We start from the raw sequence: 26,593 nt of genomic DNA on the forward strand, positions 1-26,593 counted from the left end.
CTGTTAGCGTCAGATTTACTCCTTCAAATTGAGCAAGTATTAAGTCAAATTGGTATAAGCTTTGCGAGAGGACGTTGGTAATTTAGCAGGTGTGCAAGATTGTGTGCTCTTGTGACTAGTAAAAATAGAAAACCCAGATAAGCACATTGAGCAAGACGCCGGTTAGCTTCTACTTCAAAGTTTTTATTCTTTTAATTGGAACGAATGACAGGGATTGGGAAAATGACAATAAAAAACACCACAGATCCGAAGATAAGTGGTGTTTTAAGGTGTGTTGTATCAATCGCGATTAAGCGTTTTCAAGTGCCGTACGCGGGTCAACATATTCCATGTTGAAGCCTTCAGCTACTTCTTTACACGTTATCTGACCTTTTAGAACGTTTAAGCCGTCCATGAAGTGCTTGTCATTTAGTAACGCTGCTTTGTAACCCAAGTTTGCAAGCTTGATGATGTAAGGAAGCGTTGCGTTATTTAGCGCGAATGTTGAAGTGCGAGGTACTGCACCAGGCATATTAGCTACACAGTAGTGAACTACGTCATCAACAATATAAGTAGGCTCTGCGTGTGTTGTCGCTTTAGACGTCGCAATACAACCGCCTTGGTCGATAGCTACGTCAACAATTGCTGCACCAGGCTTCATTGCTTTGATGTGTTCAGCAGTCACAAGCTTAGGAGCTGCTGCGCCAGGAATTAGTACGCCACCAATTACAAGGTCAGCTTCTAATACGTGCTTCTCTAGTGCATCAGCAGTAGAATAAATAACTTTAGCTTGGCTACCAAACTGTGCATTTAGTGAACGTAGTACGTCGATGCTACGGTCAAGGATAGTAACGTCTGCACCTAGACCTACCGCCATTTGTGCTGCGTTACGGCCAACCATACCACCGCCGATCACAACAACTTTAGCGGGTTCAACGCCCGGTACACCACCAAGTAGCATACCACGACCTTCACGTGACTTTTCAAGCGCTTGAGCACCAGCTTGGATAGACATACGGCCAGCCACTTCAGACATTGGTGCTAGTAATGGAAGACCACCGCGTGTGTCAGTTACTGTCTCGTAGGCTATACAGATTGCACCGCTCTTAACTAGATCTTCAGTTTGAGGAAGGTCTGGTGCAAGGTGAAGGTAAGTGAATAGAATTTGGTCTTCACGTAACATCGCACGCTCAACAGCTTGAGGTTCTTTAACCTTAACAATCATATCTGCTGTTGCAAATACTTCAGCTGCAGTGCCTAAAATTTTAGCACCAACCTGAACATAATCTTCGTCAGTAAAACCAATGCCGATACCAGCATTGGTTTCAACAACAACTTCGTGACCGTGATTGATTAGTTCACGAACGCTCGCAGGAACCATACCAACGCGGTATTCGTGATTTTTTATCTCTTTAGGTACACCAATAATCATAATATTCGCCTCAAAATAAGAACGGAGTAAAATTTTTGACTATTATATTTACCTATAGCCAGTGTGTCTCACTGTTTTAATATTTAAAGGTAGTGATATACTCTAAAATAACAAACTATTCAGGATAAAAAACTACCTTATGCACCAACAACTAGACAGAATCGACAGAAAGATTTTAGTCGAACTTCAAAAAGATGGCAGAATTTCTAACGTAGAATTAGCAAAACGCATTGGTTTAAGCGCAACACCTTGCCTAGAGCGGGTCAAAAAGTTAGAACGCGAAGGTTTTATACGCGGTTATAAAGCCGTAGTTGATCCTGCTAAACTCGGGCAAGGGCTTTTAGTGTTCGTGGAAGTGACAGTGAATAAAAATTCACCAGATGTGTTTGATAGATTTAATCAAGCGGTGAAGCAACATGACGAGATCATAGAATGTCATTTGGTTTCTGGTAGCTTTGACTACTTACTTAAAACACGCGTAACCGATATGTCTGAATACCGTGGGGTATTAGGTGAGATACTCCTTAAATTGCCAAATATAAGTGAGAGCCGTACTTTTGTAGTGATGGAAGAAGTAAAAGGAGAGGAAGGAGAAGTAATAAAACCTTGTGCACCTTGAGGTATTTCTTGGTAAGGTGTAAGTATATACAGCAATACTAACGCAAATCACTAATTTGCTGACATTTTGGGCTTGATATGCCCAGAAAAGAAACAAAAAAAAGGTTTAATTACAATGCGCTTAAATGGTGTGCAACGCCTCTTAGAGACAGGTCTGATTGTAAGCACGGCAGCAGCAATATTTATGTTGTGTGCGTTGATAAGCTTCGACCCAGCAGATCCTGCTTGGACTCAATCCGGCGAATACGTAAAAGTAAATAATATAACCGGTGCTGCTGGTGCATGGTTAGCAGATATTTTGTTGCTGAGTTTTGGGTGGCTGGCATTTTTGATCCCCGCAGCAGTGCAATTTCTTGGCTATTTACTGTTTAAAAAGCCACATAAGCTCCTTCAGCTAGATTATACAACCCTTGGGCTACGCCTTATTGGTGCGACACTTTTCATCACCTCAGCAAGTGCCATTAGCAGTATTAATTTTGATGATATCTACAACTTTTCATCTGGCGGTGTAGTAGGGGATGTTGTCGCCGGCGCCATGATGCCTGCCTTTAATTTTACGGGGACCTCTATATTACTGTTATGTTTTTTCTTTGCGGGTATGACATTACTTACCGGTGTTTCTTGGGTGGAGTTTGTTGATTATCTTGGAGAAAAAGTCGTCGCTGGGCTACGCTGGTTGGTAAACAAGCTTACCACTAAAGATGAGCAACCAGCAGATAAACTGGATACTGTAAAAGCTGAGCCGGAATTATCAACGGCTAGCGCGCCTGTTGATGAACCGAAATTCAGTGAAGGTCTTGGTGATGCCATGGAGCCTGTCTTAAACGATGACATTATCCACCAGGAGTCAACAAATGATGAAGAGACACCAAGTGGTCTTGGCAAATTAAAAGATAAATTGTTCAGAAAAACCAACGATACAGCGATTCAAACCTCAGCGTCAGACACAGTTACAGAGGCGGCACCTAAGCAAGAGCCATGCGTTTTCGATGAGCTTGACGATATCTTGGAGCAAGAGATTAATTTTTCCGCAATTGAGGATGAACCATTAGATACCGTAGCTGCGCTCAATGCGCTCGACGAAGCGCCGGTTCATGAAACTAAGGTTGTATCCCCAGCACGGCCACTCAGAACAAAAAACAGTGAAACAACGAGCACAAAAGGGTATCAGCCACCACCGAGCGCAAAAGAGCAGTTCGAAGCATTATTAGAAGCCCAGCCTCCGGCAGACCCATTACCGTCACTGGAACTTCTTGATAGGCCCGATAAAGCTAAAAACCCAATATCACAAGAAGAGCTTGATCAGGTTTCACGGTTGGTAGAAACCAAGTTGTTAGACTTTAATGTTCAAGCCAGCGTGGTGGGAGTTTATCCAGGTCCTGTAGTAACGCGCTTTGAACTTGACTTAGCACCAGGTATTAAAGTTGCAAAAATTACTGGTCTTGCCAAAGATCTCGCTCGCTCTTTGTCAGCGGTGAGTGTGCGAGTGGTAGAGGTAATACCAGGTAAGACTTATGTAGGTTTGGAGTTACCTAACAAACACCGTGAAATTGTACGTTTATCTGAAGTGATAGACGCGCCTAAGTTTGAACAAAACCCATCACCGCTGACCATGGTGCTAGGTAAAGATATCGCTGGACAACCCGTAGTGGCAGACTTAGCAAAAATGCCACACCTGTTGGTTGCAGGCACCACTGGCTCTGGTAAGTCAGTGGGCGTTAATGTCATGATCTTAAGCTTGCTATATAAATCTCCTCCAGAAGATGTGCGCATGATCATGATAGACCCAAAAATGCTTGAACTTTCTGTTTATGAAGGGATCCCACATCTATTATGTGAGGTTGTCACTGATATGAAAGAAGCTGCGAATGCGCTACGTTGGTGCGTTGGGGAAATGGAACGTCGCTATAAGCTGATGTCAGCGCTTGGTGTGCGTAATCTAAAGGGTTACAACCAGAAGATTAAAGAAGCAAAAGAAGCGGGACACCCCATTGTTGACCCACTTTTTAAAGACACTGATGGTATGGCGGATGAGCCAGAAATGCTGGATAAGCTCCCGAGCATCGTAGTGGTCATCGATGAATTTGCTGACATGATGATGATTGTTGGTAAAAAAGTGGAAGAGCTAATCGCGCGTATCGCTCAAAAAGCACGAGCTGCTGGGATACATTTGGTGCTGGCAACACAGCGCCCTTCGGTTGATGTAATTACCGGCCTAATTAAAGCAAATATTCCAACGCGAATGGCCTTCCAAGTATCGAGCAAGATTGATTCACGAACTATTTTGGATCAACAAGGCGCTGAAAATTTACTTGGTATGGGGGATATGTTGTATTTGCCTCCAGGTACCAGTGTACCGATACGTGTCCATGGCGCGTTTGTTGATGACCATGAAGTGCACGCGGTAGTTAATGATTGGAAAGCGCGAGGTAAACCTAATTACGTCGAAGAGATCCTATGTGGGGAAGCAACGGAAGACATCTTGTTACCAGGAGAAGCGCCAGAAGGTGGAGATGACGAGTCTGATCCGCTGTACGATGAAGCGGTTGGCTTTGTAATAGAAACAGGTAAAGTGTCAGTGTCGAGTGTTCAGCGTAAGTTACGAGTGGGCTATAACCGTGCTGCTCGACTGGTAGAGCAGATGGAAATGTCTGGTGTCGTGAGTGCACCTGGACATAATGGCGCACGAGAAGTATTGGTAAAAGGCGGAGCCAATTAATGAAGAAGTTTAATAAAATAGCATTACTTGTGATGCTATCTAGCATAACGATGCAACCAGCTTGGGCCGATGAAGCCGCAATGCAGAGCCTAAAGGCCAAGCTTGCTAATTTAACCAGTTTTCAAGGCGAATTTTCGCAAGTAGTTAAAGATCAAGAGGGCAATGAATTACAGTCAGGCACAGGTAGCATTGTACTTGCACAGCCTTTGAAGATCCGATGGCAGCAAGAGATGCCAGACGATACGCTTTTTGTCTCAAGTGGCACAACGACCTATTATTATGATGCCTTTGCAGAACAGGTTACGATTTTAGATACAACTAAACTGATTGATACAACACCTTTTGTTCTGTTAACAACGCAAGATAATAGCCAGTGGTCTAAGTATGCGGTAAAACGCGAAGGCGACGCGTACTTAATCACGCCCAAGAACAGAGTTGACTCTCAAGTTGAGCAATTGGCGTTGATGTTTGATGTTACCAATGAGGGGCTCGCACAATTAACGGTGAACGACATTTCAGGCCAAATCTCTACATTTAATTTCAGACAAAGCAAAGTTAATGCGCCCGTCGCTGAGCGCACTTTTGAATTTGTTATCCCTGAGGGAGTGGTCGTGGACGACCAAACAGGCGTTGACTAGTTTAGGCTTTGATTTTACCCCAGATGTTAGACCGTTGGCCGCTAGAATGCGGCCAACCACGTTAGCGCATTATGTTGGCCAGAGCCATATTTTATCAAAAGGCTCTGTATTGTATCGAGCGATCGCCTCAGGCCGCTGCCATAGTCTTATTCTTTGGGGCCCACCAGGTGTTGGTAAGACCACGCTTGCACAAATTATTGCTAATTACGCAGATGCGGAGCTTATTCAACTCTCAGCGGTCAGTGCTGGAGTAAAGGAAGTACGCGAAGCGGTGATTGATGCTAAAAATCGACTTGCTCAATCTGGTAAACGAACATTATTGTTTGTCGATGAGGTTCACCGATTCAATAAGTCGCAGCAAGATGGCTTTTTGCCCCATATTGAAGATGGCACCTTTACTTTTATTGGCGCCACCACTGAAAACCCATCTTTTGCTCTGAATAATGCTATTTTATCGCGAGCACGGGTATATACTTTGCAACCCCTAGATGAAGCCGAATTAATACAGGTACAAAAAGATGCACTAGCCAGAGATGTGCAACTTTCCAAACACGCAATTGAAATCGACCATGATGCGCTAAATCTGATAGCCAAAGCTGCCTCAGGTGATGCCAGGAAAGCACTTAATTTACTGGAGCAAGCGATAGACTTAGGGTTTGACCCAGATATAAATCGCTATGTAGTCAATGAACCAATATTGCAGCAGGTATTGCCAAGTCAACTATCAAACTATGACAACAAAGGCGACCTCTATTACGACCTAATCTCTGCGTTTCATAAGTCCGTTCGCGGCAGTGCTCCTGATGCTGCACTTTATTGGTACTGTAAAATATTAGCGGGAGGGGGCGACCCTTTATATGTTGCCAGACGGCTACTTGCCATTGCCACGGAAGATATTGGCAATGCTGACCCAAGAGCCATGCAAGTTGCGCTCAATGCGTGGGATATTTATCATCGTGTAGGTCCAAGCGAAGGAGAGCGTGCAATAGCACAGGCCACGCTATATCTGGCCAGCGCCCCAAAAAGTAATGCTGTGTATATGGCGTTTAATCAAGCAAAACACGACGCTCAGAGCGACCCTAATTATCCAGTGCCGGAACACCTTAGAAACGCACCGACAAAATTAATGAAGGAAATGGGCTTTGGTGAGGAATACCGCTACGCTCACAACGAGCCTGGTGCCTTTGCAGCAGGAGAGAACTACTTTCCTGAAGCCATTCATGAGCGCCAATACTATCAGCCTACGCAAAGAGGCTTGGAAAAACAAATAGCGGAAAAACTTGAATATTTGAAAGCGCAAGATCTACAAAGCACTAACAAGAGGTACAAGTAAGGATGTTTATTAATTACCTTACAATTGCGCTTGGTGGTGCTTTGGGAGCCATGTTACGGTTTTTTATCAGCGATATATCAATAAAACTCTTAGGTAAGGGATTCCCTTTTGGGACGTTGATCGTTAATATTCTTGGTTCATTATTGATGGGTGTGCTTTACGGTTTAATTGAAAAAGAAGTAATTGCAGCTTCACCCGCTAAAACGCTAATAGGTATTGGCTTTTTAGGGGCGCTGACTACTTTTTCTACATTCTCAATGGATTCCTTGTTGCTACTCCAACAAGGGCAATATGTGAAAATGGCGTTTAACGTCACCCTAAATGTGGTGGCGTGTATCTTTATGGCCTGGGTTGGTCTCTGCCTCATCATGCAAAAAGGTTAAAAAAACAATGTTAGATTCTAAATACTTTCGTCAAGACATCGAGGAAGCCGCTGCGCGTTTGAAAAAGCGTGGTTTCGAACTTGATGTTGCTAAGATCACTGAATTAGAAGAAAAGCGCAAGGCGCTACAAACCAAAACTCAGGAATTACAAAGCGAGCGTAACAGTTCTTCCAAAGCAATTGGTCAAGCCAAAGCGAAAGGTGAAGATGTTCAGCCGTTACTAGATGCTGTTGCTAATCTTGGTGATCAGTTAAGTGCAGCCAAAGAAGAGCAAGATAAAGTATTGGCAGAGCTGAATGATTACGCTATGTCTTTACCAAACCTGCCAGCTGAAGATGTTCCAGCAGGTGCTGATGAATCTGAAAATGTAGAGATCAGCATTTGGGGAGAGCCAAAGCAATTTGATTTTGAAGTAAAAGATCATGTTGACCTAGGTGAAGCGTTGGACAAAGGCCTAGATTTTGAAACGGGTGTTAAGTTAAGTGGCTCACGTTTTACCGTGATGCGCGGTGGCGTTGCGCGTATGCATCGAGCGCTTGTTCAGCTGATGCTAAACACGCACACTGAGCAAAATGGTTATACAGAAATGTATGTACCATATTTGGTAAATAAAGCGAGCTTATTCGGTACGGGTCAACTACCTAAATTTGCAGAAGATCTATTTCATACTGAAGCCTTGTCTGAAGATCAAGATGGCTTTAGCTTGATCCCGACTGCGGAAGTTCCGCTCACAAACTGCGCTCGTGATGTAATATTTGATGAAAAAGAGCTACCTGTAAAAATGACAGCCCACACACCATGCTTTAGAAGTGAAGCTGGTAGCTATGGCCGTGATACTCGTGGACTTATTCGTCAACATCAATTTGATAAAGTTGAGCTTGTGCAGTTAGTTAAGCCTGAAGATTCGATGGCAGCATTAGAAGAGCTTACAGGACACGCAGAACAAATCTTACAGTTATTAGACCTACCATATCGAAAAGTAGTCTTGTGTACTGGCGACATGGGCTTTGGTGCAACTAAGACTTATGATTTAGAGGTGTGGTTACCTGCACAAAACACATATAGAGAAATTTCTTCTTGTTCAAATATGTGGGATTTCCAAGCTCGTCGTATGCAGGCTCGTTTCCGCCGCAGTGGTGAAAAGAAACCAGAACTATTACATACATTAAATGGTTCAGGGCTAGCGGTTGGCAGAACTTTGGTTGCAATCCTTGAAAACTATCAACAAGCAGACGGTTCGATTGTTGTTCCTGACGCATTAAAGCCTTATATGGGCGGGTTGGAAGTGATTAAGGCGAGCTAAGTGCCAAGCACTTAACCGAGCAAATGCTTGCATTGAGATACAAGTTATTGAAAAAAGGCTGGATCTATCTGGCCTTTTTTTATGACTATCTTATGAATGTTTTTTTACAGGAATTACAATAAAAACAAGCCCAGATTAAATGCAAATTTAGCTTGCCTATCCAACTTATGATTAATCTAAAGCAAATTTATGCTTTTTGCTGCTGTACATCCAAGAATTACAATTATGATCATTGCATGACTCCCCTAGATATGATTTATTGAAGGCATGGGTTTGGCCAAATCTCATCGGTAAGTAGCGCATCTGTATTTTTATGATGTGGCTAGTGTTTAACTTTTCTCAATAAAATCTAAGTTTTAGTTTATTAGTTAGATGAGCAAAACCACGTTCGTGGATACTCGGAAAAGTGAGTTTTGTTCTAATCAAGTTTGAACTACGCAGTATCAGTACACTCAAAAGCTGATAGAGAAAAAGGTGAGGATATTACCTATGAAGAGACAGAAAAGAGACCGTTTAGAAAGAGCACATTCACAAGGATTTAAGGCTGGATTAGCCGGACGGTCGAAAGAAAATTGTCCCTATCAACAAGTAGAACACAGATCAGAATGGTTAGGCGGATGGCGAGAAGCGATGGACAATCGCAACATCTTTAAAACCTGATACCGAATTTTAGGAGAACAAAGCCCCGCTAGGGGCTTTGTGCGTTTTACAGAAAATCGTGAGATTATACCAATTTGACTTAATACTTGCTCAATTTTAAGGAGTAAATCTGACGCTAACCGCGTTAAAAATCTCTTATTTAGAACAACTAAAGAGCAAAATTTTTGCTTGCCTACAGGACTTAGGTACCTCGGCGTGAGCAGGACGCGGAAGCGGTGTTATCGACAAAACTTTCTCGCCTCAAAATAGACTACTTAAATAAGAAAATTGGTATTAAAAAGCGCTGGTGTCTTGGAAAAGGCCAACTTTTAAGTCTTTTGCTTCATAAATAACACGACCATCTACTTCAACGACGCCATCAGCAAGTCCCATAAATAGTTTTCGCTTTATTACACGCTTCATTTCAATACGGTAAGTCACTTTTTTCGCTGTCGGTAATATTTGTCCTGTGAATTTTACTTCACCAACACCAAGAGCGCGACCAAGGCCAGGGCCACCAGACCAACCAAGGAAAAAGCCAACTAGCTGCCACATTGCATCTAAACCTAAACAACCAGGCATAACCGGATCACCTTTAAAATGGCAATCGAAGAACCATAAATCTGGATTGATATCTAACTCTGCTATGATTTGGCCTTTGCCGTGTTCACCGCCATCATCGTTAATTTGGACAATGCGATCCATCATGAGCATGTTGTCACTTGGCAGTCGGCAGTTGCCTTCACCAAACATTTCGCCGCGACCACATAAAATAAGTTCTTCTTTTGTATAGCTGTTCTTAGGTTCCATAACTTTTCTTCTTAGCTTGCAAATTGACGCTACTTTAGCGTACAGATGTACGCTAAACAACTCCGAACAGTTAAAAAGCGTACGCTGACTTGTAAACTTTGCGCTAAGGATATGTCTATTTGATTAAATTTCAAAAAATTGAAGAGATTAAATGCAAATCAGTTCTGATTAGGGGCGATTTATAGTGGGAAAATCATTATAATCAACATTGATTTTTTGTAGGCTATTTTGGGTAATTTATGATCCTTTTTGTTGACTCTTTAACCGTGATTGATTTTTCGTACCTTTGCCCTCGTCGTGGTGCGGTAGGGGAAAGTTGGATCACGGATATCGTATTACATGGCGACTTAAACGCTGAGTCTATGGTGCTAGATTTTGCGAAAGTCAAAAAACAAATCAAACAAATTATCGATGAAAAGCTAGATCACAAATTAGCAATACCTAGCGCGCTTAGCGCTAATACCAAACACACAAATGGTCGATTTGAACTTGATCTTCATATTGGTGATAGTCATTTAGCAATGAGTGCGCCAGAGCAAGCTGTGTGTATGATTGAAGGTGAAGAAGTCAACGAAGTAAATACAATTGCCTATCTCAAATCAGTGATCTTGCCTCACTTACCGGATAATGTGAAAGATCTCGATATCACTTTACGACCAGAGGCGACAAGCGGCTTCTATTATCACTATAGTCACGGTCTTAAAAAACATGATGGTAACTGTCAGCGTATTATTCATGGTCACCGTTCACTGATTGGTATCAAGCTAAACGACGTCAGTATGCCGAGATTACAAAAGCAATGGGCAGATAAATGGCAAGATATATATCTCGCAAGTGAGGAAGATTTGATATCCTCAGCTGAGCTCAAACATATCGTAGCGGAAGAGGGAGATTACGCGTTTGCTTATACGTCATCACAAGGCTACTTTGAGCTTGCGATAAGTAAATCGCGCTGTGATATTTTGCCGTGCGATACCACCGTTGAGTGCATTGCCGAATACTTGGCAGGTCAGATAAAAGTGCAGCATCCTAACGATCATGTGCAAGTGCGTGCCTATGAAGGTGTGGGTAAAGGAGCGATTGCTTATGCTTAAAGCGCTCATGTTTGCCGTAATTGCAAGTACAGCACTTTTTACTGAAGCATTAGAACTAAAAGGCAATTTAACCCAAGGTGGTATGGTCATTGGTAAACTGCCACAGGCCAGTAATATAAAGTTAAATGAAAGAGCAATAAAGCGTTCAAAAGAAGGCTACTTTGTTTTTGGATTTGGTCGCGATGCTGAGTTAAGTCATACGTTAAGCTGGCAATCTCAAGACGGCAAAAAACACTCTCAACCTCTGCTTATTACTAAACGTGATTATGATATAGATAAAATTACAGGGGTGGCTAAAAAATATGTTTCACCGCCTGAGTCAGTCCTCAAACGTATTCGTGAAGAAGCGCAAGCTGTGTCGAAAGCCAGACAAGGTGACTCAGATTTATTGTATTTTAAAGAAACAGTATACCGACCTGCCAAAGGCCGAATATCAGGCATATATGGAAGCCAAAGATACTTTAATGGTGAGCCGAGACGCCCTCACTTTGGTTTAGATATAGCGAACAAAACAGGTGAGCCAGTGTATGCACCTGTATCCGGTGTGGTTGTTTTTGCAAATTCAGATCTATACTACAGTGGTGGCACATTAATTATCGACCATGGTCACGGTATTACGTCAACATATATTCACCTCAGTAAGTTAGATGTAAAAGCAGGCGACAAAGTTACAACAGGTGACAAAATTGCTGAGATAGGTGCTACGGGAAGAGTAACCGGCCCTCATTTAGATTGGCGATTTAATTGGTTTGGGGAAAGACTTGACCCAGCTCTACTTATGAAAGAAACATTAGCAAACAAAGCAGTTAAAAAATGACAGAAGAACAAAGAAAGATAATTATAGAGCAGCGTATCGCAAGCTCTATTACTCACGTAACCAAGACAGTGTTTCCTGGACGTACTAATCATCACAACACTTTGTTTGGTGGGGATGCACTAGCGTGGATGGATGAGGTGGCGTTTATTGCAGCCACACGCTTTTGCCGTAAACCGCTTGTAACTATTTCTTCTGATCGTGTTGATTTTAAAGAGGCGATACCAGCCGGCACGTTTGCTGAACTGGTATCAAAAGTAGTGCATGTTGGTAATACAAGTTTGAAAGTAGATGTTGAGATTTATCTCGAGAGAATGCACAAAGACGATAAACACCTAGCAATAACGGGGAGCTTTACCTTTGTTGCAGTAGACGATAACCACAGACCAACCCCAGTGGTATGTGACAAAATGCTAAATGGCTTTTGATGATTTTAACAAGGCATAGTCTTTATATGTCTTGTTAGTCCCTTACAACAAAAAGAACACATCATACAAATTGGTGTTAACTCAATATACGGTACGGTTTTGTGGAACTTAATCTTAATGTGCAAGTAGAAACCTTGAGTGATAGGGTCTATCAGACCGATATTTTCAGAGTTAGCGAACTATGTTAAACGCATTTTTGAATTCAACGGTTGGATAATAAAGCTTAAGAAAGGCACCATGATACAAGGTGCCTTTCATCAGTCAATATTTTGATAATTTATAGCACCATTGCAGCTATCCAACCAAAGCAGAGTAGAGGTATATTAAAATGAATAAATGTAGGTACTACAGAGTCCCAAATATGGTCATGCTGCCCATCAGCATTTAACCCTGATGTCGGACCTAGTGTTGAGTCGGAGGCTGGGGAGCCTGCATCACCCAAGGCACCAGCAGTACCGACCAAAGCTGCCGTTGCCATGGCTGAAAAGCCGACTTCCAATGATAGAGGCACGAACAGCGTCGCTATAATTGGCACTGTTGAAAAGGAGCTACCAATGCCCATCGTGATCAGCAGGCCAACTAATAGTATCATTGCTGCTGCGAGAGGTTTGTTGTCGCCAACAAAGTTTGCGCAACTAGAAACTAGGCTAGCTACATCACCTGTCGCTTTCATCACTGAAGCAAAGCCTTGTGCCGAAATCATAATAAAACCTATCATTGCCATCATGGCAACTCCTTTACTAAAAACGTCAGAGTTTTGCTCCCATTTTACAATACCAAATAAGCTGAAAATCATAACACCAACTAGTCCGCCTAGAATCATCGAGCCACTGATATTTTGCGCAATAAGCGATACAGCTACAGCAACAGCGCCAACTAGCATCACCTTTTTAGCTTCTTTGCCCTCGGGCAAAACAGGTGCTTGCTCGCTTTGCAGTTGACCTACTTGATATTCGCGTTTTTTTCTATAGCTAATGAATAGGGCAATGATCAATCCCAGTAACATACCAAGCGCAGGAATAACCATTGCGTAGGGCACATCAAACTTTGCGAGTGTTAAACCATTATCAATGAGGTTTTTATGTAAAATAGAATATAAATAAATACCTCCAAACCCATATGGAAGCACCATGTAGCTAGTCGCAAGGCCAAACGTCAAGATACAAGCAATGGCGCGGCGATCAAGCTTTAATTTATTCAACACTACAAGCAAAGGTGGGATCAGGATTGGAATAAATGCGATATGAACCGGGATCAGATTTTGCGATGCCACAGAGCAAGCTAAAATAACAACCATAATAAACATACTCAAGTATGTTGAACCTTCATTGCTATTAGCATTAACAAGCTTAAGGAGCCTTTGTGCTAAAATTTGTGTTAAGCCTGATTTCGAGATAGCGACAGCGAAGCCGCCAAGCATTGCATAACTAAGCGCGATCTCTGCACCACCAGATAACCCATCATTGAACGCATTGAGTGTTGTCTTTATGTCTAAACCAGCAACAAGTCCGGCAGCCATAGCACTAATAGTCATTGCAACGATGACATTAATTCTTACAAGGGTTAGCCCCAACATGAGCAACACGCCCAAAATAACAGCATTCATTTATTTCTAGCCTTTCTTTTTTATTTGCCTGTATAAGGTCTTTAATTTTTTTAACTCAGCCTTAGATAGTGGTTTTTGTTGATACTGTGACTTCTCAAATAACGCATAGAACTGCCAAAGTACCTTCTCATTCTCCGGAAGCAATTGTGTTAATTCCTGAATATTCTGTCGAACGCTACCACTGTGTGAGTCCCTATTTAAATAACGCACTATATCATTGTAATAAGCCAACTCGATAGGGGGAGTAGCCCTACGTATATAGTTTACCAAGAAGAAGAGAATGACAGATAGTATCGCAAATATTAGTAATGATATAATCCCAGCCCACAGTGTGCCGTATTTACCAAACCAATTTTTGAACAACCTGCTTTGTTTGTCTCTATCAAAGTTGATGACAACTCTAGTCCACTGATAATCTAGTTCTTCTAGTTTTAATCGCACCCAATTAATTGAATGCCAATTTGAAAAAGCGATTAAGCTGTATCCTAATCCTTGTTGAAACTCATTAGACAATTGCGCTAGCTGTGACAGGCTACCTGTCATGCGTTCTGGTGCTATCCATGCTGTCGGATCTAACCGTTGCCAACCTACTCCAGGCGTAAAATACTCGACCCAAGCGTGAGCATCATATTGATAAACACTATAATAACCTTGGTTTTTGTTTTGCTCACCACCTAAATAACCCGATACCAAGCGCGCTGGAATGTTTGCGCTTCTCAGCAAAAATGCAGCTGCCGAGGCGTAGTGCCCACAAAAACCATTTTGTGTATTAAACAAAAATTCATCAACTCTGTTATCAGACTGACTAGGTGTTGGGGTCAGAGTGTAAATAAATTGATTATTGAGAAAATACAGCCTCATTTTCTCAATAAACTCGCTTGTATTTGACGAACTCATTACCCAAGTTTGAGCTAACTGGGTTGTTTTAGGGTTAAACCCTTTAGGGATCTTTACATTACGTTGATAATACCAAGGTTTTAGCGTGCTTTCAGGTGAAAAGTCGCTAACCATAATTGAGTACTCAATAGGCTTTGATGTGAGACTTTTGAGGTAAACTGTGCCAAATACATTGCTATTTAACTTTGGGTTATTTGAGTATGAGTAGGATAAACCGTATAACCAAGGAATGTGACTTGGTTGAGCAATGATTGTTGCATGCTCGCCTTCATCGAGGGAAGGTGGCTTCATATTCGTTCTTTGATATTCAGATATTTTCCAGCGTTTTCCGTCAAATTCATCATGAATGATGGCTCGCCAGTAGTAAGGCCCTTCAATCTGCTCATTTTCAAAGGTAGCTCGGAATACGAGTTCTTCCGATTGCGATAAGCTAACAATATCAAACGGATCGACATTTTCAGACAGGCCTGTTTTAGCTTCCTTCTGGGGTTGTGGTAGCTGCCAAAATGCCGGTAACTTTGGTAAAAAAACCACTAAAAATGCAGCCACCGGCAACACTATTATCAAACCTTTGATACTTACTTTCAAAGCCGGTTTTAATTTTAAGTTCTGCTCTAGGTTAAGCATAATAGCTAGGTTTACAGCCAGCATGCAAAGCACTAACAAAGCAGCAAACAGGCTTTGTGTGAATAAAAATAAGCACGGATAAGTAAAAAAATTCAAAATACAAATTTGCGTGAACTGGTTTGCCTTTTTGGCATGTATCTGTTTCAGCAAGGAGGCTATTAACATGAGCGCGACGAAAACATTTACGCTATTTTTCAGACCAATTAAGCTTGCAGTTGTAACTGCCCCAAGTAAAGTAACGACATTAATGAATCGCACACTCAATATTGTTGGTGTTGTGAATATGCGAATGGTTTGCCAAAGCATCAGCACGCTTACTAAACCCGTAAAGCCAACCCCAAAGTCATCAATCAGAATGAGGCTAATCAACCAAACAAATACAGAGGTGCTATAGTACCATACTGGAAACTTAGAACTCACTCAGCGCCTCCAAGCATTTTTGCTTATGTGCGTTCCCGCTACCCAGTGGTATACGCAGTTGTTTGAGTTTTAGTGCATAATGAGCTTGCTGTTTATCGGCATCTAAAATTTGTGTGCAAAGCTTACCCAAGCGTTCCTCTTTTGTGCCAAGTAATAAGTCATAATCAACGACGGTTTGATTTGAAAAGTGGCCATTAGAGTTGTGTGTTTTAACTAACATCTGCTCGGTTTTGGCGTAATGTTTCCAAGCGACCCTGCTAAGGCTCATCCCTTTTTGATAAAGGGTAAGGTGGTCAAACTCAGATGCGCTATCCTGCTGTTGTGATAAAGTTTCGTTTTTATCTGGTATATGACTTGGTTGTTGCTCTTTTTCATCTAAAGGTAATGGTGTAGGGTAAATATAAAAGACATCATTTGGTCTTAAATAAGACCATGTCCGGATCAGCCCAAGTGGAAAGTAACTCATTATTTTAATGGTGCCTGTTTCATATTTACCCCGTGATAAGTTGGTAATAGGAAGCGCTATTTGTATCTCATCTTGAGTAATAGGAATATGTGAAGGTGTATGGTTGTATTCACTAGTGAGCCTTAGCGACTGTATCTCTGAGCTTGATGACAACTTTAAATTAAGGGTAGGGTGATAAGGGCTAAAGTTATCCTCAGCGCCCAAATACTGAATTTTAGCATTGTTAAAATTAAAAAAAGCGATAAACAAGGCCACGACCATGATCACGGCCATTATGTATGATGTCGCGAGGATCAGGTTATTTTGATAATTTATCCCCAAAATGAAGTTAATGAGTGCAACTGTGACAAAAAAGAAGCCATCTTTAGATGGCAAGATATAGATATTGCTGTGTGAAAACGTGAGTTCTGAACTTTGGTGCTTTTTATATATGTGCTGTTTGACTTGAGCTCGCAAGCGTTTGAACATATTTAATGTACCGGTACGTTATCAAATATTTGCAATTTGAGCTGGGCTTCATTTGTGCTCGTTACACCCAAACGATGTGCGCAAACAGAGGTAAAAACAGCTTGTACATCATCTGGGATGACAAAGTCTCGACCATTGATAAATGCGTATGCACGGCTTGCTGAAGCCAGTGCAATACTGGCGCGTGGCGATAGTGGATCGCTAAACATGCCTGAGTTTCTCGTATACGTGATCAAACGCAAAATATAGCTAACTACCGCGTCACTTAAAGTAATAAGAGGGATTTTTTGCTGAAATTTCAGTAGGGCGTCACTATCTATTACTTGCTGAGTCTTGACTGAGGCGCGAGGTATGCCAGCTTGGTGAATTAGCTGTACTTCAGCGGCCTCTGATGGGTAACCAAGACTAATCCTCATAAAAAACCTATCCAACTGAGACTCTGGTAATGGGTAAGTTCCAGATTGGTGTTGTGGATTTTGTGTTGCAATTACAAAAAATGGGCTAGGGAGCTTGTGACTCTCACCATCTATGGTCACTTGATGTTCTTCCATTGACTCCAATAACGCACTTTGCGTTTTTGGGCTTGCTCTATTTATCTCGTCCGCGAGTAAAACCTGTGTGAAAACAGGGCCTGGGTGGAATTCAAAAGATTGTTGTTCGCGGTTGAAAATAGAAGTCCCGGTAATGTCTGATGGCAGAAGATCGCTCGTAAATTGGACTCGCCGATAACTTAACCCAAGTACATCTGCCAGTGAATGCGATAAAGTTGTTTTACCCATACCCGGTAAATCCTCGATGAGTAAATGGCCTCGACAGAGCAAGCTACAAATCGCCAGTTTAATTTGCTCAGGTTTTTCCAAAATCACAGCAGAAAGAGAGTCTAAAACATCATTAATGACCTGGTTCATGTTACCAGCTCTAAACGTTTCATTACAGAGTCGACTTTGTGTGCATTGAAGGGTTTTGCAATAAAACCTTTAGCTCCTAACTCCCAAGTGTTTTGAACATTTTCCATACTGTTATGGCCGGAGCACATGATGACATGAGCTGTTGGAAAGTTTTCATTGATGTAAGCTAGAATTTCAGTTCCATCAGTATCTGGAAGCTCAATATCTAGAAAGACTACGTTGGGCTGTTTATGCTTTAGTAGCGGTTTTGCTGAATCGAAGTTTTCACAGCCGTAGACTTCTTCAAAGCCTAAATTTTCTAAAATTTGAGTAAGAAAATCTCGGATTTCAACAGCATCATCAATAATCAAAATGGGTTCTAGCGGTCTTACAAATTCCATATGTCGATACTTCAAATTACAAATTCAATCACATACTATAAAATGCTTATCCATAGCTCAACAGTTATTGTTGTAAACTTTATAGAAATGTCCGATACCGTCTAGTATTGGACATATTGCAGTAACGATAGTGCGTATAATGCAATCCACACATAACAACTCATAATTTATATTATGTTAAATAAGGTGTTTTATACTGCCAGCTGGATTCCTAATCAGTTCATTACTTCTCTTTTGCCATCTATGTGTTGCTTTAAAAGAAATACCGCACGCTCTAATGTCACATCATTACCATTTTCGTCCATATCACCTGGCATTATCACTGTCGGTTCGAAATCTTCACGGTAACGACCATCTACGTGATATAAACGTTCAAACCCCAGTTCAATCCAAGCATCGCTTTTGTCGAGTGATAATCGTTTTATGCCGCCCAGTAAATCAGCCATTGGAGTGCCAACCACAGCAATTGCACCAAGCGCGTCTAAACCGATTGTCATTCCTTCGCCTATGCTACCTGTCCATCTCCCAGCCAACGCAATAAATGGTATTTGAATACTTGGCTGCGCTGGTTGAGTGTTTGCTGTCTCAACTTGCGCGCGCTGGTAATGAATAGTCGGAGTTTGTATACGGTACTTTTGATATGCTGCAGCTGTGGTGGAAAAATGACCTAATATAGGCTCTGCAACACCCGTATTTCCACCACTTGGCGTATTGCGTAAGTCTATAATATACCCTTGAACTTGACCAAGTGCTTGCAATGCAGCTTTAAAGTCTGCAACGGTATGACTATTTCCCATGGCATTGTTAAAGCGAATGTAACCAAGTTCTTCAATTTTTTTGTATAAAACAGTATCTCCTTTAGAAAGCGCATTAATGGCGTCATAACTTGCAGGAAGTAGCATCTCAGATGTTCCCTGTTTCGTTATTAGCTTAAACCTTCTAGGTTGATAGCGCTTGCCGCCAAGCGCGATATTCAAAGCGTAATTTTTCTGAGCATCTGTTAGCCTGCTAAGCTCGACCTGCATTACATCTTCAATAGCACTCACTATTGATTGGCCATTCACTGTTGAAATTTTATTTCCTGGTCTTATGCCTTCAATGTCGGCTGCGCTGTCTCGTTTTACGTCCAAGACCACCGCTATATTTTCTTCAAACACGGCAAAAATATCTGCGCCAGTTGGATAAACAATATAGTCATCTTCATTTAGTGGGCCTAAATTGAGGTGTGGGTCGGTGAAGTGGCGTAAATAAGACTGGCTCAAATCGATAAAATCTTGCTTGTTGTAGACACCGTTTAACTTTTTTCTAAACGCTTGCTCAACAGCTTGATGATTTTCTGCATCCTCAAGATAAGCATAATGTGTTGCTAGTACCGTGTTTAGTTGTTTCCACGCGCCATTGACATCAAACGTCTTTGCTAAAGCGGCATTTGTGCTAAACAGCGCAAAGCCAAAACACCAAGCATGTACCGTTCTCATGTAGTGTTATCCTTGTCGTTATTTTTAGTTCCTAAGATAAAGCTTAGTGAAGTGCCGAGGTAAAAGGGATGGACTTACAAATCTCCGCTTCTGCAATTAAAATTTCTTCGAGCCGCTGGTCGATAATATGCTTGTCGAAATATTCATATCCAAGCTCTACAAATAGGTTTTTATGTTTCTCTTCTGACTTGGCAATGGCTACGTAAAACTCTTTCTCTTTGCCTTTAGGTAGTGCTTCAGCAACCAGTGAAAATCGTTCATGTCCCCTCGCCTCTATCACTGCGCCTATTAATAGCCTGTCAATCAGGTATTCATCACTCCCTTGACGAAATAATGCACGCATCTGTTTTATATAGGGATCTTTTTGGTCATTACCTAACAATGTGCCACGTTCTGTGAGTATTTTTAATACTTGCTTAAAATGTATCATTTCTTCTATGGCAAGATCAGCCATCGCTTTCACTAACTTTATTCTATCTGGATAATGTCCAAGCATTGCCATTGCCATGCCTGCTGCTTTCTTTTCCGCCGCAGCGTGATCTTGTAGAAAAGTATCGAAATCAGCTAAGACTGCATCAGTCCAGCTAAATGGAGTGTGATATTTTAGTTCAAACATAACTTCTTTTTAATTTTAAACCTTTAATTACTATTTTTAGATAACGTTATTGTATAGTGTTGCGTCTTTATCTGACTTTCCATTTCTTGTGGAGTCAATCTTATTTGAGTGTTGGAACCACTTCCATGCTGTGACTTTACCGTTAATGTTAACATGCGGGATCCGGATGTTTTGTCCAGGACAATCCATAAACTGTGCTAGTTTAGTCGTTATATCCGCATCAGTTAGCATCACCTCGATGTTTTCTATCTGGTTTGAAGCAACAAAATGACGAACTTTTCTTGTATGCTGGTTATAACATGTTAGCCAGTAATCATCATCTTCAAAGTGTTGCTCAAAATTTGGAAAGGTAGCTAGGTAACAACGTTTGATAGTGTCGTTAAACCCTCCTTGCTGAGAGAGTAAATTTGCACGCATTGATGACATTAACCGTCGAATTGAAGGCAGCCATTGCTCAAATTCTCGCGTTAAATGGATAATCTTAGAGCTTGGATACAAGGTATACAGCTTTTCAAAGTCTGCGAACACTGGCGTATCTGCTAAAAAGTTAGCGTCTTTTATAGCCTGTTTTGTATAGGCTGTGTGAGCTGTTTTATATCCTAAATTGAGGGCTGTAATACATAAGCTCGTGGTGCCAGTTCTAGGAAGTCCAGTGACGAGTATTTTCTGTGTGGCCATTATATTAACTAAATAAAATATAGGTATAAATTGGACAGAGATAAGGTAAGGATAACGCCATAGGTAGTGGCCATTGACACTTTGCGTATAGAGAAGTTATTGCGCTGTAGCGCGATAAAATGAGCAACTCGAGAAAAGACAAATGCCGCACCTAAAATGTGAACAAATAAAGCGCTAATATCTTGTAGTTCGAGCAGTAACATCATAATCAGCACAAACGGCGTATACTCAATGAAATTAGCATGAATTCGAATGGCACTACGCAATGTATCAATATCACCATCACCGAGTGAGATCTTATGTTTGTGCCTCAATGAAATGATATTAAAACTCAATTTAATATATAAAAGCGCCAACAGTGCCGCATATAATCCTGTAATCATAAAAAACCCTCCGATTGGAGGGATAGTTTATAACTTTACGGTATTGGCCGCTAGCTCTACTTGAGTAGATAAACGGCATAAACTTCAGCGTTTAGTGTTATTGAGCCTGTGTTATATGCGTCTTTATACGATCCTCGATCAGCTTCCATCGCCATAGCTGCTGTGCGAACATATGGTTGGATGGGTGTTTGCATAGGTTGGAACGACACAGAGTAAAGCTTGTCTAACTCGACTTCAAACTCGCCTGCTAATTCTTTGGCTGCTTTTTTGGCGTCTTTTATCGCCGCTTTTTTAAGGCTTTGCAGGTATTTACCTTCATTTTCTACACTAAACTCAGTGTTATTAAACTGATTAATACCACTATCTACAAACTCTTGTAAAAGCTTTGGGTATTTCGCAATGTCTTTGAGTTTTACTGTCAAACTGCGGCTGACCCGAAACCCATCAAACTCTTCTTCATTGGTTTGACGGTTATAACGCGTTTGCCTGTAAATGTTTAATTGATCTGCGTGAATATCACTTTCCTGAATGTTGAAATCTTTTGCTATTTCGATAGCTTTTGCCATGACTTTGTCCACATTTTCCTTGGCAGTTGGCAATGACTTGTGATTTTCAGTTATTGCCACGCGAACGGTAGCAACGTCAGGCTGTACTTGTATAAAAGAAGTTCCCTTCACATACAGGTGAGGTGAATCAGGCAAGCTGCTTGCCTTTGTAATGCTACTAAAGATCAAAATTAAGGGGAATAAAAGTAAGCGCTTCATATACACGTCTCGTAATGGTTTGGTCAGTAAAGTTTATTAGACCATAACTGTGTTAATCATTGCTGAACGCTAAACGCATTTTCCAGTGACTGGATTATATAAGGTTCCTCTAATTCAAAGAAAAGTCCTTTGTGAGCATCAATTATTTTTGCTTGCATTCTTGGCTCGGATAGAGCCTGTTGAAACAAACGAATTGCTGCTTTACCCTCGTCGCTTCTTGCGCATGCTATGTACCCAAAAATAGTGAAGTCGGCTTCTGTAATTGCATGAAAGCTATACTGATTGAGCGAATGTGCTGACGGGTGCTCAGCTATAAACACTGAACTGTATTCAATTATGCCATCCAACTTCCCTTGGCTTAGCATCGCTCTTAAGCGATAAGCGCTTTGGTTTCCCTCTGCGAACCAAAACGTGTCTTTGTGTTGTGATATTAAGTTATCTATTTTGTTACCGTACGAGCGGCCATCGGAAACCCCTATGCGCAGGCCTCTGTCTATAACAGTTGCCAGTGAGACAATGTCAGGTATCTCTTTTTGATTTCGCAGTATAAGTCGGTTGGCAGGAAATGACATCAGTGGTAAGTCTGTAAAAACCGCAACTTGCTCTCGCTCTGCTGTTTTTACTTTATTATAGAGGCAAGCGTTGGGGTTTTGGCTCAGCTCTCTCCACTCCCTTGCTCGACTGGCTGCAATAAATGACATTGTCATTGCATTACCCAAGCTTCTTTCCAATTTGATTAAGAGTTGAGTCGCTAAATCGTTTGGTGCGGTTTGCCTGTCGGGGTCGTAATCGGACACCACTTCTATTTTCAAATCAGCGGAGTACACAAATATACTGAAAATAGCTGCAAACAAGGCGACCAAATAGCGCATGCCATTCCCCTTTCAATAAACAACATGCAGTGATGCATATGCTCCTTGACCGAGTAACTGCATTTAAACGCTTAAGTGCTCCTAGCACCGTTGATTATAGAAGTATGGCGCAACTTTAACCATTGCGCCAAAATAAAGCGTTTAAATACTGCAACGCTTGTAGTTTCTGTATTCAGGCGTCCAATAGTTTTTCTCTAATGCTGCCCAAATGGCATCATCATCCATTTCAAGTGCGACGCCCTCTTCCATCGCCTTTTTCGCAACAGCGAATGCGATACGTTTACTCAACGGTTCAATTTCAGTGAGCGCAGGTAAAAGGCTTCCCTTGCCAGTGTTTGCACGTGGCGATGACTCAGCGAGCATTTCACTTGAAACCATCAGCATGCTGTCTGTAATGCGTGTAGCTTTAGCTGCTAACACACCAAGGCCAATACCTGGGAAGATATAGCTGTTGTTACACTGAGGGATAATAATAGTTTCGTCACCGTGTACCACAGGCTCAAAAGGGCTGCCAGTCGCAACGATAGCTTGGCCATCAGTCCACTCAATCACATCTTTTGGATGCGCTTCGACTTGCCTTGACGGATTACTCAATGGGAAGATAATCGGCTGTGCGCAGCCACTGTGCATAGCTCTGATCACTTGCTCAGTAAACAGACCTGCTTGACCCGATACGCCAATCAAGATGTCTGGTTTTGCACAGTGCATAACGTCTAGCAAAGAGGCAAACTCTCCGCTGTACGTCCAGTCATCTAAATTAGCTTTTTGCTGCACAAGGGCTTGTTGGAAGTCTCTTAACCCTTCCATTCCTTCTGTTAATAACCCAAAACGGTCAACCATGAATACTTGGCTTCTCGCTTGCTCATCTGTTATCCCTTCAGAGATCATTTGACTGATAATCTGTTCAGCAATTCCACACCCTGCCGAACCGGCACCAACGAAGACAACTTTTTGTTCAGAAAGCTTAGCGCCTTTCACGCGACAAGCCGCAAGTAGAGAACCCACGGTTACTGCTGCTGTTCCTTGAATGTCATCATTGAAACTACAGATTTCATCGCGGTAACGTTTTAGTAAAGGCATCGCATTAGGCTGAGCAAAATCTTCAAATTGTAGCAATACATTTGGCCAACGACGCTTTACTGCTTTGATAAATAAGTCAAGAAACTCATCATACTCATCTTGGCTAATACGTGGGTGTCTTGCACCCATGTACATCGGGTCGTTGAGTAGTTTTTCGTTATTTGTACCCACATCTAACATTACCGGTAGTGTATAAGCTGGGCTGATCCCACCACACACTGTGTAAAGCGCTAATTTACCAATCGGGATCCCCATACCACCGATACCTTGGTCGCCCAAGCCTAGAATACGTTCACCGTCAGTAACTACAATGACTTTTACTTTACCTTTCGTTGCGTTTCGTAAAATATCGTCAATCTGATGGCGCTCTTCATAAGAGATAAATAAGCCGCGAGAACTTCGGTAGATGTCAGAGAATTTTTCACACGCGTCACCTACTGTAGGCGTGTAAATAATAGGCATCATTTCCTCTAAATGATCACGTACTAGACGGTAGTACAACGTTTCATTGTTATCTTGAATGGCGCGCAGATAAATATGCTTATTAAGGTTATCACTGAAGCTTGAGTACTGCTGGTAGCAACGCTCAACTTGTTCTTCAATGGTTTCATAGCGAGGAGGAAGAAGACCTGCTAAGTTAAAATTTTCCCGCTCACGTTGAGAAAAAGCACTGCCTTTATTTAGTAGTGGCGTTTCTAAAAGTGTAGGTCCTGAATATGGAATGTAGAGATAATTTGGATCGGTTTGTTTAGTCATATTTACAAGCTTGACACGAATTTTTTAGTCTAAGGGTTTATTATTGTCGAAAAGGATTAAATTACAATGAATTTAGTGCTCATCAGACCAATATTAACGCGCTCCAGAGCGCATCGATGAATCGTTTTCTGGAACGCGAAATTATAGCTTAAAAGCACCTATATAACTATGGCTTATTCACTACTTTCACCAAGCGCGATGCCTTCTCTTCTTGGATCGGCACCACCTACTAAATGACCACCTTTAATCTCGATGGCATGCAGCCCTGAGTTTAAGTCACGGATCTGTACCTCGTGTCCCTTTTTTTCAAAAAATTGCACGTGACCTACAAGCTCGGTGCCTTTTTCAAGGGTGGTATATTTATTGCGGTTGGTAATTTTAGGCAAATCAATTGCAGCTTGAGGAGATAAACCCCAATCTAATACACCTACTAAGGTTTGTGCAACGTAGTTGATGATACGGCTTCCGCCAGGAGAACCAACAACGAGTTTTAGTGAGCCATCCTTATTAAACACCATGACCGGTGCCATGGAGCTTCTTGGACGTTTATGGGCTTCAACACGGTTTGCTACCCATTTATCTCCCGATTTAGGAGAGAGTGCAAAGTCCGTTAGTTGATTGTTAAGCAAATAGCCATTGACCATAACAGTTGAGCCAAATGCCATTTCAATCGAGCTAGTCATGGAAATTGCGTTACCGTCAGCATCGACTATTGATACATGGCTTGTAGAAGGTAACTCATAGCTATCATTCATAGCATAAGCCAGCTTCCCAGCAGTTGGATCGCCTACTGGAAAATCATGGTTATCCATCTCACTAATAAGTTTGCTTCTACCTTGTAAATATTGCTCATTGAGTAATTCGTTTGTAGGTACTTTAACAAAGTCAGGATCTGCTACATAAAAGTCCCGATCCGCAAACGCTAGCCTTGAAGCTTGAGTAAACAGGTGAAGCGCTTCAGGGGCATTGGCTTTGTATTTTCCTAATTCGAATGGTTCTAGCAACTTCATCATTTGTAATACAGCAATACCACCGCTACTTGGTGGTGCCATAGAGCACACTTTATAAACTCTATAGCTGGTACAAATTGCCGACCTTGTCTTGCTTTCGTAGTTTGCTAAATCACTTAACGCTAGTGTGCCAGGTGCAATCTCAGACTTTTGTACCGCTTCAATTAGCTGAGTAGCATTTTGCCCTTCATAAAAAGCTTGAATGCCTTGTGTTGCCAGTTTGAAATATAGATTAGCCAAAGGTTGGTTCTTGAGTAAGGTGCCAGTTTTTAGCGCTTCACCATTAGGGTAGAAATATTCTTTCGCAGGGCTTAGCTTTGTCAAACCTGGATTTAGCCTCTTCTCAAGTAACATATTTAATCGTGGTGATACGATAAAACCATCGCGGGCAAGCTCAATTGCCGGTTTAAAAAGCGTTTGCCAGGGTAGCTTTCCGTACTTGTCATGAGCAGACTTAAAAGCATGTAAGATCCCGGGAACACCGACTGAGCGCCCTCCAACAACGGCTTCTATCCATCTAACAGCGTTTCCTGAGTCGTCAAGGAATAGTTCAGGGCTTGCGCCTTTTGGCGCTGTTTCTCTACCATCAAAAGTAATTAATTCTTTGCTCTTCTTATCATAGTGCAAGATAAAAGCACCGCCGCCTATCCCCGAGGATTGCGGCTCTACTAAAGTTAACACCAGTTGCGTGGCTATCATGGCATCGACGGCACTACCGCCTTTTGACAACATCAGTTGTCCAGCTTTACTAGCATATGGATTTGCGGCTACCACCATATACTTTTCAGCAATGCGAGCTTCTTTTGACTGAAAGCCTGTCGCTGCTTCTGGCTCTCTAATTTCGGTTGTTTTTTCTTCAGCTAAGGTGTTTGTTGAAAAGCTGAATGCGGCTATCACGCTGAGTGATGCAAGTGTATGTTTCATAATACCCACTTTGCTAGCTACTAATATTTGGCATCATAAAAGCAATTAGGCACAATATGCAAAAAGAATA

At 41.8% G+C, this 26,593-nt stretch carries 25 protein-coding genes; 10 read left to right on the forward strand and 15 right to left on the reverse strand.

The features are described from left to right. Window positions 1-289: 289 nt before the first annotated feature. Window positions 290-1,411: an alanine dehydrogenase gene (gene ald, locus HUZ36_RS00425; protein ID WP_147391188.1), complete on the reverse strand. Its 1,122-nt coding sequence runs from the start codon at window positions 1,409-1,411 to the stop codon at window positions 290-292. Between the two features lie 139 nt (window positions 1,412-1,550). Here ald and lrp point away from each other — a divergent pair, with 139 nt between their 5' ends. The 7 genes from lrp to rmf all read left to right on the forward strand — a co-directional run bounded on the left by lrp (window position 1,551) and on the right by rmf (window position 9,065). Then, window positions 1,551-2,030, forward strand: a complete 480-nt coding sequence (lrp, locus tag HUZ36_RS00430) for a leucine-responsive transcriptional regulator Lrp (protein WP_125251392.1) — start codon at window positions 1,551-1,553, stop codon at window positions 2,028-2,030. 114 nt (window positions 2,031-2,144) lie between these two features. Continuing rightward, window positions 2,145-4,748: a DNA translocase FtsK gene (locus HUZ36_RS00435; protein WP_176031721.1), complete on the forward strand. Its 2,604-nt coding sequence runs from the start codon at window positions 2,145-2,147 to the stop codon at window positions 4,746-4,748. After that, window positions 4,748-5,386, forward strand: a complete 639-nt coding sequence (gene lolA, locus HUZ36_RS00440) for an outer membrane lipoprotein chaperone LolA (RefSeq protein ID WP_176031722.1) — start codon at window positions 4,748-4,750, stop codon at window positions 5,384-5,386. The genes HUZ36_RS00435 and lolA overlap by 1 nt, the downstream gene beginning before the upstream one ends. Next, window positions 5,379-6,719 carry a replication-associated recombination protein A gene (locus HUZ36_RS00445; RefSeq protein ID WP_176031799.1) on the forward strand — a complete coding sequence of 447 codons (1,341 nt, stop codon included), beginning with the start codon at window positions 5,379-5,381 and terminating at the stop codon, window positions 6,717-6,719. Before lolA ends, HUZ36_RS00445 begins: the two co-directional genes overlap by 8 nt. 2 nt (window positions 6,720-6,721) lie before the next feature. Then, window positions 6,722-7,102, forward strand: coding sequence for a fluoride efflux transporter CrcB (gene crcB / locus HUZ36_RS00450; RefSeq protein ID WP_176031723.1), 381 nt, complete (start codon window positions 6,722-6,724; stop codon window positions 7,100-7,102). Window positions 7,103-7,109: 7 nt separating this feature from the next. Next, on the forward strand, window positions 7,110-8,405 hold the full coding sequence (gene serS, locus HUZ36_RS00455; RefSeq protein WP_125251387.1) for a serine--tRNA ligase: 1,296 nt from the start codon (window positions 7,110-7,112) through the stop codon (window positions 8,403-8,405). Between the two features lie 489 nt (window positions 8,406-8,894). After that, window positions 8,895-9,065, forward strand: a complete 171-nt coding sequence (rmf, locus tag HUZ36_RS00460; RefSeq protein WP_010372771.1) for a ribosome modulation factor — start codon at window positions 8,895-8,897, stop codon at window positions 9,063-9,065. A 273-nt stretch (window positions 9,066-9,338) separates the two neighbouring features. Here the strand turns inward: rmf and fabA are convergent, their stop codons facing one another. Continuing rightward, window positions 9,339-9,854 carry a 3-hydroxyacyl-[acyl-carrier-protein] dehydratase FabA gene (gene fabA, locus HUZ36_RS00465; RefSeq protein ID WP_176031724.1) on the reverse strand — a complete coding sequence of 172 codons (516 nt, stop codon included), beginning with the start codon at window positions 9,852-9,854 and terminating at the stop codon, window positions 9,339-9,341. 239 nt (window positions 9,855-10,093) lie between these two features. On the opposite strand from fabA, the gene HUZ36_RS00470 reads away from it, so the two are divergent. From HUZ36_RS00470 to HUZ36_RS00480, 3 genes are read left to right on the forward strand one after another with little or no spacing between them, the layout of a single operon-like run. Continuing rightward, window positions 10,094-10,948, forward strand: coding sequence for a 6-carboxytetrahydropterin synthase (locus HUZ36_RS00470; protein ID WP_176031725.1), 855 nt, complete (start codon window positions 10,094-10,096; stop codon window positions 10,946-10,948). Beyond that, window positions 10,941-11,765, forward strand: a complete 825-nt coding sequence (locus HUZ36_RS00475; protein WP_147391456.1) for a M23 family metallopeptidase — start codon at window positions 10,941-10,943, stop codon at window positions 11,763-11,765. Before HUZ36_RS00470 ends, HUZ36_RS00475 begins: the two co-directional genes overlap by 8 nt. Further along, window positions 11,762-12,190, forward strand: a complete 429-nt coding sequence (locus tag HUZ36_RS00480) for an acyl-CoA thioesterase (protein ID WP_125254139.1) — start codon at window positions 11,762-11,764, stop codon at window positions 12,188-12,190. The genes HUZ36_RS00475 and HUZ36_RS00480 overlap by 4 nt, the downstream gene beginning before the upstream one ends. 277 nt (window positions 12,191-12,467) lie before the next feature. Here HUZ36_RS00480 and HUZ36_RS00485 read toward each other — a convergent pair whose 3' ends face one another. From HUZ36_RS00485 to ggt, 13 genes are all read right to left on the reverse strand, one after another. Beyond that, the gene (locus HUZ36_RS00485; protein ID WP_176031726.1) at window positions 12,468-13,796 is read right to left on the reverse strand and encodes a Na+/H+ antiporter family protein; all 1,329 of its coding nucleotides are present in this window, start codon (window positions 13,794-13,796) and stop codon (window positions 12,468-12,470) included. A 6-nt stretch (window positions 13,797-13,802) separates the two neighbouring features. Next, on the reverse strand, window positions 13,803-15,740 hold the full coding sequence (locus tag HUZ36_RS00490) for a transglutaminase family protein (protein ID WP_176031727.1): 1,938 nt from the start codon (window positions 15,738-15,740) through the stop codon (window positions 13,803-13,805). After that, entirely contained in the window at window positions 15,730-16,674 is a 945-nt protein-coding gene (locus tag HUZ36_RS00495; protein ID WP_176031728.1) for a DUF58 domain-containing protein, read from the reverse strand. Before HUZ36_RS00495 ends, HUZ36_RS00490 begins: the two co-directional genes overlap by 11 nt. 2 nt (window positions 16,675-16,676) lie before the next feature. Beyond that, the gene (locus tag HUZ36_RS00500; RefSeq protein WP_176031729.1) at window positions 16,677-17,582 is read right to left on the reverse strand and encodes an AAA family ATPase; all 906 of its coding nucleotides are present in this window, start codon (window positions 17,580-17,582) and stop codon (window positions 16,677-16,679) included. Then, window positions 17,579-17,962: a response regulator gene (locus HUZ36_RS00505; protein WP_125254144.1), complete on the reverse strand. Its 384-nt coding sequence runs from the start codon at window positions 17,960-17,962 to the stop codon at window positions 17,579-17,581. The genes HUZ36_RS00500 and HUZ36_RS00505 overlap by 4 nt, the downstream gene beginning before the upstream one ends. Window positions 17,963-18,177: 215 nt before the next feature. Next, window positions 18,178-19,440 (reverse strand): S41 family peptidase, encoded by a 1,263-nt coding sequence (locus HUZ36_RS00510; protein WP_176031730.1) that lies wholly within the window; start codon window positions 19,438-19,440, stop codon window positions 18,178-18,180. A gap of 43 nt (window positions 19,441-19,483) precedes the next feature. Continuing rightward, complete coding sequence (locus tag HUZ36_RS00515; RefSeq protein ID WP_176031731.1) at window positions 19,484-20,056, reverse strand: tRNA-(ms[2]io[6]A)-hydroxylase; 573 nt, start codon at window positions 20,054-20,056, stop codon at window positions 19,484-19,486. Window positions 20,057-20,092: 36 nt separating this feature from the next. After that, window positions 20,093-20,734: a sulfotransferase gene (locus HUZ36_RS00520; protein ID WP_176031732.1), complete on the reverse strand. Its 642-nt coding sequence runs from the start codon at window positions 20,732-20,734 to the stop codon at window positions 20,093-20,095. Between the two features lie 8 nt (window positions 20,735-20,742). Beyond that, complete coding sequence (locus HUZ36_RS00525; protein WP_125254148.1) at window positions 20,743-21,117, reverse strand: MAPEG family protein; 375 nt, start codon at window positions 21,115-21,117, stop codon at window positions 20,743-20,745. A gap of 56 nt (window positions 21,118-21,173) precedes the next feature. Next, the gene (locus HUZ36_RS00530) at window positions 21,174-21,818 is read right to left on the reverse strand and encodes an SIMPL domain-containing protein (RefSeq protein ID WP_225740719.1); all 645 of its coding nucleotides are present in this window, start codon (window positions 21,816-21,818) and stop codon (window positions 21,174-21,176) included. Window positions 21,819-21,937: 119 nt separating this feature from the next. Then, window positions 21,938-22,753: an ABC transporter substrate-binding protein gene (locus HUZ36_RS00535; RefSeq protein ID WP_176031733.1), complete on the reverse strand. Its 816-nt coding sequence runs from the start codon at window positions 22,751-22,753 to the stop codon at window positions 21,938-21,940. 141 nt (window positions 22,754-22,894) lie between these two features. Beyond that, on the reverse strand, window positions 22,895-24,589 hold the full coding sequence (locus HUZ36_RS00540) for an NAD-dependent malic enzyme (RefSeq protein ID WP_147389497.1): 1,695 nt from the start codon (window positions 24,587-24,589) through the stop codon (window positions 22,895-22,897). A 173-nt stretch (window positions 24,590-24,762) separates the two neighbouring features. Next, window positions 24,763-26,523 carry a gamma-glutamyltransferase gene (ggt, locus tag HUZ36_RS00545; protein WP_147389498.1) on the reverse strand — a complete coding sequence of 587 codons (1,761 nt, stop codon included), beginning with the start codon at window positions 26,521-26,523 and terminating at the stop codon, window positions 24,763-24,765. Between the last annotated feature and the right edge of the window lie 70 nt (window positions 26,524-26,593).

The sequence above is a fragment of the Pseudoalteromonas sp. McH1-7 genome (genome assembly GCF_013366255.1).
Lineage (GTDB): Bacteria > Pseudomonadota > Gammaproteobacteria > Enterobacterales > Alteromonadaceae > Pseudoalteromonas > Pseudoalteromonas peptidolytica.